Origin of the sequence: Clostridium boliviensis (assembly GCF_033342255.1) — a bacterium.
GTDB lineage: Bacteria > Bacillota > Clostridia > Lachnospirales > Lachnospiraceae > Lacrimispora > Lacrimispora boliviensis.
In genome coordinates, this window is sequence record NZ_JAWONS010000324.1 from 50,731 (window position 1) to 63,795 (window position 13,065).

General features: G+C 42.8%; 11 protein-coding genes. 3 read left to right on the forward strand and 8 right to left on the reverse strand.

Annotated elements, in window-relative coordinates; all coding sequences use genetic code 11:
• Positions 1-5: 5 nt before the first annotated feature.
• On the reverse strand, positions 6-581 hold the full coding sequence (locus RZO55_RS22195) for a type 1 glutamine amidotransferase family protein (protein ID WP_318066443.1): 576 nt from the start codon (positions 579-581) through the stop codon (positions 6-8).
• A gap of 276 nt (positions 582-857) precedes the next feature.
• Here RZO55_RS22195 and RZO55_RS22200 point away from each other — a divergent pair, with 276 nt between their 5' ends.
• Complete coding sequence (locus RZO55_RS22200; RefSeq protein ID WP_318066444.1) at positions 858-1,364, forward strand: hypothetical protein; 507 nt, start codon at positions 858-860, stop codon at positions 1,362-1,364.
• A 106-nt stretch (positions 1,365-1,470) separates the two neighbouring features.
• Here the strand turns inward: RZO55_RS22200 and yicI are convergent, their stop codons facing one another.
• Genes yicI through RZO55_RS22225 form a run of 5 tightly spaced genes read right to left on the reverse strand, consistent with a single transcriptional unit; the run spans position 1,471 to position 8,845 of the window.
• Complete coding sequence (gene yicI / locus RZO55_RS22205; protein ID WP_318066445.1) at positions 1,471-3,729, reverse strand: alpha-xylosidase; 2,259 nt, start codon at positions 3,727-3,729, stop codon at positions 1,471-1,473.
• A gap of 24 nt (positions 3,730-3,753) precedes the next feature.
• Positions 3,754-5,787 (reverse strand): beta-glucosidase family protein, encoded by a 2,034-nt coding sequence (locus RZO55_RS22210; protein ID WP_318066446.1) that lies wholly within the window; start codon positions 5,785-5,787, stop codon positions 3,754-3,756.
• Between the two features lie 16 nt (positions 5,788-5,803).
• A complete protein-coding gene (locus tag RZO55_RS22215; RefSeq protein ID WP_318066447.1) occupies positions 5,804-6,625 on the reverse strand; it encodes a carbohydrate ABC transporter permease in 822 nt (273 codons plus the stop codon).
• Positions 6,622-7,500: a carbohydrate ABC transporter permease gene (locus RZO55_RS22220; RefSeq protein WP_318066448.1), complete on the reverse strand. Its 879-nt coding sequence runs from the start codon at positions 7,498-7,500 to the stop codon at positions 6,622-6,624. The genes RZO55_RS22215 and RZO55_RS22220 overlap by 4 nt, the downstream gene beginning before the upstream one ends.
• A 13-nt stretch (positions 7,501-7,513) precedes the next feature.
• On the reverse strand, positions 7,514-8,845 hold the full coding sequence (locus tag RZO55_RS22225) for an ABC transporter substrate-binding protein (RefSeq protein ID WP_318066449.1): 1,332 nt from the start codon (positions 8,843-8,845) through the stop codon (positions 7,514-7,516).
• Positions 8,846-9,001: 156 nt separating this feature from the next.
• Here RZO55_RS22225 and RZO55_RS22230 point away from each other — a divergent pair, with 156 nt between their 5' ends.
• Both RZO55_RS22230 and RZO55_RS22235 read left to right on the forward strand, forming a co-directional pair.
• Positions 9,002-10,915, forward strand: coding sequence for a sensor histidine kinase (locus tag RZO55_RS22230; protein WP_318066450.1), 1,914 nt, complete (start codon positions 9,002-9,004; stop codon positions 10,913-10,915).
• Entirely contained in the window at positions 10,893-11,675 is a 783-nt protein-coding gene (locus RZO55_RS22235; RefSeq protein WP_318066451.1) for a response regulator transcription factor, read from the forward strand. The genes RZO55_RS22230 and RZO55_RS22235 overlap by 23 nt, the downstream gene beginning before the upstream one ends.
• Positions 11,676-11,687: 12 nt before the next feature.
• On the opposite strand, the gene RZO55_RS22240 is transcribed toward RZO55_RS22235, so the two are convergent.
• The gene (locus RZO55_RS22240) at positions 11,688-12,326 is read right to left on the reverse strand and encodes a GyrI-like domain-containing protein (protein ID WP_318066452.1); all 639 of its coding nucleotides are present in this window, start codon (positions 12,324-12,326) and stop codon (positions 11,688-11,690) included.
• Between the two features lie 96 nt (positions 12,327-12,422).
• On the reverse strand, positions 12,423-12,926 hold the full coding sequence (locus RZO55_RS22245; RefSeq protein ID WP_318066453.1) for a cysteine hydrolase family protein: 504 nt from the start codon (positions 12,924-12,926) through the stop codon (positions 12,423-12,425).
• Positions 12,927-13,065 lie beyond the last annotated feature (139 nt).

The following is a 13,065-nucleotide window of genomic DNA, read 5'->3' on the forward strand; positions in this document are numbered from 1 at the left end:
AAACTCTATCGGACTGCTCCATTCTTAAAATTGTTATACCACTGACTCATTTCCTCGTCACTGTCAATTTTGAGAATTTTAAATATCTCATATGCAAATTCAACGGCTGCAGTTTCATTGGCAGTTATGATGCCTCCATCGACTACGATCTGTGCGGGTATATAAAGTTTCTCGCCTTTATATTCTTTTGCGCTCTTAAAATAGTCTAAGGAATCTCCCGTATGCTTCACTTGATCAAGGAAACCATGTTTGCACAAGAAATAAGTTGCACCGCATATTGCCGCAACTGGAATATTCATGCTGATAAGCTGTTTAACAAATTCTTTAATTTCTGGATAATCGTTCTCTTCCCAGGAAAGACCTCCCGGCATAATTACCATGGCCAGATTGTCAAAGCCATGATAATCTTCTATGCGGTAATCAATACTGGCTCTGATTCCGCCCATGGATGTTTTGGGCAGATCATCCATCGCTATGGTTTTTACGGTATAGTCAGAAAATGAATTAGCTACTGCAATTGCATAGCTGCCTTCCCAATCACACCATTGGTGCGTTAACAGAATTAAAATTTCTTTTTTCATTATACTTGTTCCTCCCCCTGAGTGCCAGATGTAATGGCGTGCCTGTTTTATATGATTTTATCTAATTTATTATGAATTATCAAGACTGAGTTGTACCGATAAATCCAGAGTTAAGGTTGAGCCGGATGAAAGAATATGATATAATTTTATTTGCAGCGGGGATGACACCCATAATAAAAAACGAACTGCAAGGGGAGGATACCCATAACAAAAAACGGTAAAAGAGGTGATCTTATATCAAAGCAAATCAATGTAGTGGATTGCAGTGATATTCCTTTGGAACCAACCTATCCGAAACGTGCTCTACAGCTGGTTAAAAAACAACGGGCAGAATGGATCTCTGAAGATACTATCCGCATGAAACTGCAAAATGTGGAGGAAAACTTAATGACTGCAGAAAATACTGAACCAAAATCTAATGATTGTTCAGCAAACCAACACTCTCAAGAAATAAAGGGCATTCAAACCATTGATGATGACACAATTATGGAACTGGCAAAACGAAGACTGGCTATAAAGAAAAATCTAACATACCAAATATTGGATTTTATGCTTATTCTTATGTGTCTTGCTTCTTTAGTTTTAATCTGGGATTCTGAAACGAAAGTTTTAATTAGTATAACCTTTACTTTGTTCTGGGGAATACGGCTAATGTCCCGGATTTATAAATTCGCGAAGCCTTCTTTTCAGAATGGGATTGGGGCTTACATAAAGAAGAGAAATGATTATCAGCTGGAATCGGAGTTTAATAGATTGAAAAAGGAATATCTGAATAAACTTTAAGACATTATTTGGTATATAGTGTTTGCATTAATTGGTTTTAGAATAGGGTATTGCAAAATCACTTCACTCAAGTGATCAGGCAATACCCTTTAAATTAGCTATTACTTTACGATTGAATCAAGACAGCCTTAACCCCCTGCTCTCCCAGTACCTTATAACGATAGTCTCCATTCCCCCCTTCTATATAAAGCCTGATCACATCCGCTTCCCGCACTGCTTTTACGTTCATTACAATTTTTCCTTTCAAGTCGGTAACCGAAGTTTCACCCACTCCCCCATCCTCAAATACAGACAGCCAGAACTCTACCCCATCACAATAATCATAATCCGTCCGGCTATTGCAGCTGCCAACCGCCATAACACTGTTTTGTCTTACCAGCAGCGGAAGCCCGTAATAATCAAAAGTCTCCTTTCTCCAGCTTCCTCCTTCTATTAATTCTTCACTCAGCAAATTTACCCATTTTCCATCCGGTACATAATACTCCACCTCACCGGATTCATTCAATACCGGTGCCACCAGAAGACTGTCTCCTAACATATACTGTCTGTCAAGAACCTCACATGCCCGGTCTCCCGGGAATTCCATAAACATAGGCCGCATGACAGGAATCCCGTTTTCATGGGCTTTTACTGCCTGCCTGAATAAATAAGGCATGAGACTGCATTTCAGCTTTACAAATTTCTGAAGAACCTCACAGGCCTCCTCATCAAACAGCCATGGAACCCGGTAAGAAGAAGATCCGTGAAGCCGGCTGTGAGAGCTTAAAAGTCCAAATTGGCACCAGCGTTTGTACACATCAGCGGTTGCCGTACTCTCAAACCCACCAATATCATGGCTCCAGAATCCAAACCCGGAACAGGCCAGAGACAGACCGCTCCGAAGCGTCTCAGCCATAGACGGATAGGAAGCAGAGCAGTCGCCTCCCCAGTGTACCGGAAACTTCTGGCTGCCTGCTGTGGCGGAGCGGGCAAATAAGACAGCCTCCCCTTTTCCCCGTTCCCTTTCAAGCAGTTCAAAAACGGCCTTGTTATATAAATAAGTATAATAATTGTGCATTCTCACCGGATCGGAGCCATCATGGTATGCGATATCTTTTACAGGGATCCTCTCTCCAAAATCCGTCTTAAAGCAGTCTACGCCCATATCCAGAAGCAGTTTCAGCTTTTCCTGATACCAGACCACTGCTTCTGGATTGGTGAAATCAACTACTCCCATGCCGGCCTGCCACATATCAGTCTGCCAGACAGCCCCATTTTTCTTTCTGATTAAATACCCCTTTTCCATTCCTTCCTGAAACAGAGACGATTTTTGTGCTATATAAGGATTAATCCACACACAGATCTTCAGACCTTTTTCATGATAGCGTCTCAACATCCCCACAGGATCCGGAAATGTTTTGGCATCCCAGGTAAAATTGCACCACTCATACGCCTCCATCCAGAAGCAGTCAAAATGAAAAACCTGCAGAGGAATATCCCGTCTTGCCATTCCATCAATAAAACTTGATGTGGTATCTTCATCATACTCCGTTGTAAACGAGGTCGTCAGCCAGAGACCAAAGGACCAGGCAGGCGGGAGAGACGGCTTTCCAGTTAACTCCGTATATTTTTTTATGGTACCTTTCGGTGTATGGCCATTGATAATGTAATAATCCAGCTTTTCTCCCTCTAAAGAAAACTGAACACGTTCCACCTTTTCGCTGCCAACCTCATAGGATACGTCTCCCGGATCAGCAACCAAAACCCCATATCCCTTATTCGTCATATAGAACGGAATATTCTTATAGGCAATCTCACTGGCAGTCCCACCGTCCTCATTCCACATCTCCACAACCTGACCATTTTTTACAAACGGGGTAAAGCGCTCACCCAAACCATACACATACTCCCCTACATCAAGAGCAAGCTGTTCGACCATATAGCATTTCCCATTGTCCCGGTTTTTCATATACGCCATATTTTTAAAACCGGTGCTTGTAAGCTCCCTGTCTCCATCATAGAAACGGATTCCCCAGGAATCAGGCCGTTTGTCAATGACTGCCCTGGTATTGCCTGTCTGATAGACGATGTGATCCTCTGTTTCAACAATGGTTACCCTGGGACTGCATTTTGCAATTGAAGGAAAGGGTCCGGCATCCGCAAGCCCTTCAAAATGGAATACAGAGACCTTCAGCACATCTTCCATGGGACTGGTAATAAGAATTGTCAGCATCCCTAAGTTTAAAATGTCTCCTCTGCCTTTTATATGTCTGCCAGGAGCATAAACCGTCAGCTCTCCGTCCTCAATCCGGCTGTCTGCATACTCCACAGCATAGAGAGGTATTATTTCCTCTCTTATATTCCAAAAACCGCTGGTAAATTTCATCTCTGCTCTCCTTACCTGAATGGATCAGTTCTCATATTCCGAAACCTCTATACACTGTCTTAACCGTATATCTGAAACAGAACTTCCCACACAAACCTCATATTCATCATCAGGTACAATGAAACTCTTTAATTCTTCATTATAATAGGAAAAAGACCTTTGGGTTAAACAAAAAGACAAAGTCTTACTTTCCCCAGGCTCCAATTCTGTTTTATCAAATGCCCGCAGCTCCATGAGAGGCCGCTTTACAGTTTTCCCGGCAGCCCTGACATAAACCTGAACCGTTTCAAGACCCGCCCGTGTCCCGCTGTTACGTACATCTACCTTTATGCAAAAATCCAGCCCGGCTTTCTCAACTCTCAGATTCTCATATTGATACTTCGTATATGATAATCCATGACCGAACGGATATCGTACCTTAACACCCTCTGATTGGAAATAACGGTATCCCACAAAGACGTCTTCTTTATAAACCACTGTTTCCCCTCCCGGAAACTCTCCCAGCTTATGGGCCGGACAATCTTCAAGACAGATTGGAAAAGTAAACGGCAGCTTTCCGGAAGGATTTACGTTTCCCAGAAGAACTCTGGCAAGCGCCCGTCCCCCCTCCATTCCATTATAGCTGGTATATACAATGGCTTTCGCACGGTCTGCAAAGCTCTCTAAATCCACCGGCGATCCAGCCAGTACTGCAACAACAGCGTTATCATTTGCATTCAGAACTGCCGAAATTAATTCCTCCTGCCCCTCAGGCAGCTTTATATCCGTTCGGTCCTGCCCTTCCACATCATATTCATGGTTCAAACCGCAGATTACAATCACATCTTCACATTCTTCAGCCAGAGCCGCCGCCCGTTTCACTCCATCAGCCCCCGCTCCTGGTTCAAATTCTACCTTAATATTTCCCCCTGCTTCCATCTTAAGCCCCATGAGAGGAGAAATCTCATACAATGCTTTGATTCCTGCGCTTCCGCCTCCGGGTGCATGAAGTACGTCTGCTTGTTCTCCAATTACCGCCAGGCGTTTTTTTCCTTCCAGAATAATGGGCAGTCTGTTTTCTTCATTTTTCAGAAGAACCACAGCTTCCTCGCTGCAGGAGCGTATGTCTTCCCTGTGTTTTAATGCATTGTATACGCCTGGCTTCCTGTTTTTTCTTTTATCTCCAAGCATGGACAGACGGTCCATTAAGTTTAAGATGTTCCTGATCTTCTCATCAATAACCGCCTCATCCACTTCCTTTTCCTGTACCTTGCTGCACAGCGGTTCTGCCATATAATAATGATCGAAATCATTAGTAACAGACATTTCGATATCAAGGCCTCCCAAAGCTGCCTTAAGCGTATTATGCACGGCGCCCCAGTCCGATATCACTACTCCGTCAAACTTCCATTCCATGCGGAGTATATCCCATAAAAGGTAACTGTTTTGGCAGCAGAATTCTCCCCGTAATTGATTATAGGCCCCCATTATGGTCTGGGCTTTTCCGTCTGTTACAGCCGCTTCAAAGCCGGGTAGATAAATTTCCCGCAGTGCCCGCTCGCTGACCTTAACGTTTACCGAAAGACGGTTCGTCTCCTGATTATTAACCGCAAAGTGCTTCACACAGGCTGCAGTATCGTTCTCCTGAATTCCTATGATCAGCGGAACTGCCATTTGAGCGGTAAGACAGGGATCTTCACTCATGTATTCAAAATTGCGTCCGCAAAGCGGGGTGCGGATTATATTGATTCCAGGGGCGAGAATTACGTCTTTTCCTCTCCCCCTTGCCTCCGCACCCAGGACGCGCCCCATCTGTTTTGCGTGTCTGGGATTCCATGTACATGCGAGAGCGGTATTGGAGGGTAAGTAGGAAACAAAATCACCGGTGGTTTTCTTTGGCTCCCAGTTATCATCTCCAAGCTCCCTTCTCACTCCCATAGGTCCATCGGACATCCACAAAGGCGGAATATCCAGACGCTCCACTCCGTCGGTATGAAAAATCCCAGTTCCGTGTATCATCCCGATTTTTTCTTCCAGTGTCAGTTTGTTTAACAGTTCCTCAATTTCATGCCTTTCCATGGAAACCTCCTGTTGTTTATCCCTTGACCGAACCAGCGGAAACTCCGCCCACAATATACTTCTGACCTATGACAAATACCACCAGTACCGGTGCCAGCGTTAATATAATGTCTGCTGCCACCAGATTCCAGGAATTCTCAAATGCTCCGAAGAAGCTGTAAACTGCCAGAGTCATAGGCCATTTCCGGGAATTATTCAGATAATACAGTGGCATGGTAAAATCGTTCCACACTGTCATAAATTCTAATACGAATACCGTAGACATAATCGGTTTGATCAGTGGTACAATCACCCTTATAAAAAGCTGCCGTGGGCTGCACCCGTCGATCACAGCAGCTTCATCAATCTCTCTGGGTATTGTCGCAATAAATCCAAAGGAAAGAAAAAGACTTAAAGGAATATTAATCGCTGCATATAAGAGAATAATCCCGATCCTTGTATTCACCAGATGGAAAACCTGTAAAATCTTCATCAGCGCTACGTTGTTAATTGGTACTGCTATTCCTGAAATAATAAAATAATACAAAAAACGGTTGATTCCCTTTTGATTTCTGGATATTACAAATGCGGCAGCTGATACGAGAATGACAATAATTACAACGCTGCAGGAAGCATAAAGAATTCCATTTAGAAATGAAGAAAACAGCTTTCCCTTTTCCACCACTGTAATGTAATTTTCAAAGACCCATTTTTTCGGCAGAGAAAGAGTCATACGGTTAGCTTCCGCAGAAGTCTTAAAGGAGTTGATTAATAAGACTGCCAGCGGAAGCAGGACAATCAGACTGATTAAAAAGGAAACCAGATTTCCGGCCAAGGAAACAATACTTCTCTTTTTCATACCTCCACCTCCTTGTTTTCCATGGACCAGATAATGAAATAAAGGAGAGATAAAACCACTAAGAATAAGATACTTGACAGCGTGGTACCCATGGCCAGATTGCCTTTGGAAAATTCTTTATATACTGCCGTATTGATCACTCCGGTGGCATTGCCCGGTCCTCCGTTTGTCAGGGAATAGATCATGTCAAAAACTCGCAGACCATACGTGACATTTAAAACCGTTATATTCACAAGAACCGGTTTTAAAAGCGGCAGAGTGATACAGGTAAACTTTTGAAAGAAGCTGGCACCGTCGATGCTGGCGGCTTCGTAATATTCCGGGGCTACAGAAAGCAGCCCCGCAATTATAATCACCATAATATATCCCATACCCTTCCAGGTATCGACTAAAATCACAGTAGGAAAAACAAGTTTTAAGTCAGTCAGCCAGTTCTTTGCCAGTCCCGCAAGACCGATTCCTCTCAGGAAATTATTTAAAAAGCCAGTGTTTGGGTGAAGCATGCTCCGAAAAACCAGACCTACCACAAGATAGGACATAACCTGGGGCGAAAATATAATCATACGGTGGACATTTTTACCCCAGATAAAAGACCTGGTTAATAACAGGGCCAGAGCCAGCCCCACAATTGTTTTCAGAACCGTTGTGGCTACTGTGAATAACAGGGTATTAAATATGTATTTCAAATATTCCGATTTTCCCTGAAAAATCGCTTTATAATTCGCCAGCCCCACAAAATGTATCTCACTGCTGAAATTATTCCAGTCTGTAAAGGAATATGCTATTCCAAGCACGCCCGGCAAAAAGCACAGAAGAAAGAAGAGAATGGCCGCACCTGCAGCATAATACCACGGATATATTTTTTTTCTGTTCATTTACATCGTTCCTTTATTTTATCCAGCCCGGATCTTTTTGCAGAGTCGCCTGCTCGGTCCGCCGCTTCATAATTGAGTCCAGTACATCCTTCGGGTTCATCGCGCCTGTATACATGGATTCCAGATCCTTTCCTACGTCCATCCACTGACTGTCAATATAGTTTACAGAAGTCTGGACTACATTGGCCTTTTGAAGGGAATCCAGAAATTTCTGATCCTCATCAGAATATTTGCTCTTAATCTCAGACCAGCATAAGTTGCTTAGCTCCGGCTGTCCGTCAAGACGTTTCTGTAAGTTTTCCGGTCTGGAAAGGAATTCAAAAAATTGCTTTGCCTCTTCCACATATTTGCTGTCCTTGTTAATAAAATAAGCATTGCTTGCAGGATTAACTCCAACGATCTGGTTATCTCCCCACGGCATCACAAACGCCCCTAATTTTTCACCAGCTTTAAAATCCGGATAATCCGCATCAATCTCACCCCGGTAGCCTAATTCCGCGATTGTCATGGCACATCTGCCCGAAGCCATTGCCTCTTTTCCGTTTTCCCATGCATTGCTTAAATAATCGTCTCCGAAATAACCTGCTCTGGCACATTCATCTAACTGCTCAATAATCGTCAGAAGAGAGGGAATCTGATCCAGATCAATCTTGTTGTCATTTAATTTCTGGTAGATATCAGGGTCCTGGGCCAGCCACAATCCGCCTGTCTCAAACAGCGGAAGTACCTGGTGCCAGCCATTGGTAGTTGCTTCATAAATCGGTGTTGTCCCGGAATCTTTGATTTTCTGGCAGACTTCTTTGAATTCTGCGTAGGTGGAGGGAACTTTCAGTCCTAACTGATTGAAAATGTGCTTATTATAGAGGTAAAAATACATTTTCGCCCCTGGAAAGGTGATTCCGTATACCTTTCCATCAACAGAAACTGCAGACCGTGCACTTGCATCCATCCGGTCTACCCAGCCCTGGTCTGACAGCTCTGCACAGTATTGATCCATATGAGTGCTGGAAGCAAGGTCTATAGGCGTATCTGCACATATAATATCCGGTGCTTCTCCAGATTCCAGCTTCACCTTAATTAAATCTCTCCACTGTGCATCCGGGGAAATCTGAAAATCAATCTTGATTCCCGTTTCACCTTCAAACTCTTTAGCAAGCTCCTGAACAATACCAGAAGTAGGAAGACCGCTTTGATGACTGCCAAATGTCAGTGTCACATTCTTTTTTGTATCACCGCTCTCATTGCTTTTCCCACTGCTGGCTCCCGTATTGCAGCCCGCCGTTAATCCTGCTGCAAGCAATACCGCCAAAGTCAGACTGATCACTTTCTTTCCACTCTTTTTCATGACATTCTCCTTTATTCTTCTCACCGAGAGATTCGTTATTTTTTCCATATAAGCATCAGGAAAAAATAATGTTTTGTTATAAATTCATAATACCACAAGCGAAACCGGGTCAAAATAGACAATTGCGAACTACTATTTGCATTTTTTTGAACTACATTGTATAATGTTGTTCAAAAAGGGAGGTGCTTTTCTATAAAAAAGTCAGAAAAACAGTATTCCCAAAAATGGTATCTCTTTATTATATATGGTCTTTTTATCCTGGTACTACTGGCTATTTTCTTTATTTTCACCTACACTCATTACCGCAAAAATGCCTTAAAGGATGCCTCCAAGGATCTGGAGAATATGTGTGCTTCGGTGGAAAGCTCCGTCAGAACCCAGCTTGACAGCCTTTCATCCATCTCCATGAACGTTGTATATTCCAATGCTATAAAAATGAATTTCAGGGAGTTCTCCACCTCTTATCAGCGAAACGGTACGGCACCTGTTCATCAGGCAGCTTCCAGAGAAAAGGCGATGGCAATCCATGATATCGTCACCGCCATGATCGGAGCCTATCAGAGTGCCTCTGAAATTAATTTATATACAATGGATGGTTCCTGCGTGGAAGCCGGTTACTGGCTTAAGACTACTTCTGTGAATTTAGAGCGCCTCCCCTGGTATTCCCAGGTCCTTGCATTAAACGGTCATAAATACATAACAGCTCCGATTGTAAACAGGCAGCTGCCTGCAAAAGGTGAAAATCAGAAATCCCAGAAATTCATATCCCTGGTACGCCTCTTTCTGGAGCCGGACGGCACGCCGGAGGGGATTGTTGAAGTGGTACAGGACTGCGACCGGATATTCTCCCTTTGCTCCCAGCTTGAAAGCCAGAATCCGGACAGCTGGGTCTTTATCTATAATTCCAGGAAGGAACTTGTCTATCCTTACCAGTCGGATTCTTCGTATCCAAATTACTATACCATGATTACTCAGGCTTCATCGAAAGACGATAAGGCTGGAATCTTAAATACAGGAAGCAGCGGCAAATATCTTTTTGCTGAGCAGACGATTGAGGGCTATGACTGGACTGTGATCTTAATCAAACCAAAATCCGCATTTAACCGTTCCCTGTCCTTTTTCAGAATAACATTTTTCCTGATCGGTGCATTATCCATTCTGGTAACCCTTTTCATCTGCTTTTTTATCTCCAAACGCCTCACGGTACCTTTGGAAAAGCTGACGGCAGCCACGGGGAAAATCACCATCAGCCGCGTTCTTAACGAAAAAAAAGTGAACTTAACCTCAGCCGACAGCCGCATTAAAGAACTTTCCCTGTTGTGTGAATCCATTCGCAGCATGTACGAAAAACTGCGTTTCACTTCACAGGAAGTCTTACTGTCCAGATCCGAGGAAACAAGAGCCAAATTCCAGGCCGCCCAGTCACTCATCAACCCTCATTTTCTTTATAACTGCCTGACCAATATATCTGTGATGGCGGAAGAAGAGATGAATGAGGATATCGTACAGATGTGCCAGTACCTTTGTGACTACTTCCGTTATATTTCTTCTTCCAGAGATATGATTGTCCCGCTGAAGGAAGAAATCTTCTATACGGAGTGTTATTTAAACTGTATGCAGATGCGTTTTCACGAAGGTTTTTCCTATACCATGGACATAGCAACGGAAACAGAGCAATTTTACATACCAAAACTCATTATTCAGCCAATTGTGGAAAACGCGTTTAAATACGGATTTCAGATCTCTCCTCCATGGCAGCTCTCCATCTCTTCCTATGCGGAACATGGACGGTGGTATTTAAAGGTGGAGGATAACGGAGGACTCTTAAGTGAGGAAAAGAAAAACGAATTGTTAAGACTCTATGAAAACCTGGATATGGATAAAGAATGGAATTCATTGCAGATCGGTAACATGGGACTTAAAAATGTCTGTCTGCGTTTAAGACTGCTCTATGGAGCGGAAGCAGTTTTTCAGATTGACTGTTCCAGTTCAAAAAAGACCAGTTTTATTGTGGGAGGACCTGTCTATCAGTCACGGGAGGAATACTATGAACAACATCCAGAGCTATAGTTATCTGGCAGCGGAAGATGAAAGCCTGATTCGAAAAAACCTGATCAAAAAAATCACTTCATTAAATCTGCCTCTTAAGCTGGCCGGTGAAGCTGCGAATGGACTGGAAGCAATTGAATTAACAGAAGCAAGCTGCCCGGATCTCATTATCACCGATATCCGGATGCCCCAGTGTGACGGGATTGAGCTGGCAGGCTATTTAAAGAAAAATCATCCCGGAGTTAAGATTATAATAATCAGCGGATACGATGATTTTTCTTATGCCCAGTCTGCCATCCGCTATGGAGTCGTGGATTATTTATTAAAACCAGTTACAGTGGAAAATCTGTTTGAATCACTTCAAAAGCTGTTGATCACCATGAAGTCTGAAACAGATGTCCTGGAATCTTACTGTACGGATCATGACAGACTGAGCCAGGAATCCATTTGCAGACTTATGGAAAAATATCTTCAGGAGAATTATAAACAGGAAGTTTTCTTCCAGGAAATCAGTGAAAAGCTGGGATTTACAACGGAATATCTGGGGAAGATTTTTAAGAAGAGAACCGGAGAAACTCCCTCCAAGTATCTGACCAGACTACGAATCAATGAAGCCAAACGGCTGCTGCTACATAACCCGGATATGGAGATACAGAAGATAGGGGAGTTATCCGGTTATCGGGATAGCGCTTACTTTAGTAGAGTTTTTAAATCCTGTGTGGGGATTCAGCCAAGCGAATACCGGAGTGGGGGCCATTTACTGAATACGCACTCCCAATAACCTGGTATAATGCTAAATGCAGACCTTTTTTATCGGATGCCGTATGACTGTCTTCCATTTTGCGGGCTGCACTTTACGGGTATCTGAAAGATAAATTTCATGATGTAAACGGATATCTGAAAGATCATTTATATACCCATTTTCATGCAGATACTCATCTATGATAGCGACGGTAGCCGGTTCCTCATCAAATGGTCCTATGTGCATGATTTGTACACATACGCCTTCGTCTACCGTCAGAAACTCCGCCAATGAGCAATCAAGCTTTTTCTTCCTGCCCGCTTCTGCCACTGCCCAGTCAAAATCCTCTTTTGCTACAAAATCCGGCAGGCGAATAACTGAGATCCAATTGAAAGTGTCCTTACTTGTGTAATCCACACCTTCGACATGATCCTGCCACCAGAAGCCTTCCAGAGGAGGAACTACATATTCAAAAAAACCTTCTATTTTATGTGGCCCCCTATAACTCATTCGAATGGTATAAGCAACCGCATATAAAATCTCCAATGCTTTCTGATATGCTCCGCCTTCCTGGTTTGGATCCCCTTTGCCTCTCACTGCGATATAATTTGTGACTGGAACAGTTATTATCTGCGGTGTGTTTCCTGGCATATAAAATTCTTTATATTCTTTCTTAAAATCAAAAGCCACTTTTTTACCTCCAGTTCTCAATTGTTATGCAGATTAGTATAAACCCTTACATCGTGTGAGAGTCAATCACTTATTTCAACAAGCCTTTTATCTCATCTATTCTGACAACTTGCGCATAGCGGTTATTCCAAATTTTTTTTCATAATATTCTGCCAGGTCTTTACCGCTTGCAAAAGCATTATCAAATGTGGTGGTGGTTGACTGCGGTATGGTTACCTCATATTCATATTCAAAAGCCACTTTGCAGGAGACATCCAGACAGTACTCCGTCTGCATTCCACATAAAATAATTTTCTTTATACCTTTTTCCTGCAAATACTCATGTAATCCGGTTTTTCTAAATGCACTGTTATATTGTTTCTCGAATATTTTTTCATCCGGCAGCGGAGCGAGATCTTTATATATTGTCCAGCCAAGGCTGCCACGCTCCAGTTCATCTCCATTTCCACCATCGTGTTGAATGTAAATGACAGGGATACCTTCTTTTCTGCAGGAATCCAATAATACCTTTATATTCTCTATTACAGTCACTCTGTTATAAGGTTCTGCTTCTACCAAAGCGGTCTGCATATCAACAATTATTAACGCATCGTAACTCATTATAAATCCTCCTAATTTCTTTTATGTATGATTTCGGGTGCCAATTAATAAAAAGAGAGGCTGACATAATATCTTCTTTATAATCTTTTCTGGGCATTACGCATACGGCATATTAACAGAAAATTTGGTAAATGTTTTT

Excerpts from the sequence above, each read along its gene's own strand:
- RZO55_RS22195 (WP_318066443.1), bottom strand. The coding sequence starts at position 581 with ATGAAAAAAGAAATTTTAATTCTGTTAACGCACCAATGGTGTGATTGG.
- yicI (WP_318066445.1), bottom strand. The coding sequence starts at position 3,729 with ATGAAATTTACCAGCGGTTTTTGGAATATAAGAGAGGAAATAATACCT.
- RZO55_RS22210 (WP_318066446.1), bottom strand. The coding sequence starts at position 5,787 with ATGGAAAGGCATGAAATTGAGGAACTGTTAAACAAACTGACACTGGAA.
- RZO55_RS22215 (WP_318066447.1), bottom strand. The coding sequence starts at position 6,625 with ATGAAAAAGAGAAGTATTGTTTCCTTGGCCGGAAATCTGGTTTCCTTT.
- RZO55_RS22220 (WP_318066448.1), bottom strand. The coding sequence starts at position 7,500 with ATGAACAGAAAAAAAATATATCCGTGGTATTATGCTGCAGGTGCGGCC.
- RZO55_RS22225 (WP_318066449.1), bottom strand. The coding sequence starts at position 8,845 with ATGAAAAAGAGTGGAAAGAAAGTGATCAGTCTGACTTTGGCGGTATTG.
- RZO55_RS22235 (WP_318066451.1), top strand. The coding sequence starts at position 10,893 with ATGAACAACATCCAGAGCTATAGTTATCTGGCAGCGGAAGATGAAAGC.
- RZO55_RS22245 (WP_318066453.1), bottom strand. The coding sequence starts at position 12,926 with ATGAGTTACGATGCGTTAATAATTGTTGATATGCAGACCGCTTTGGTA.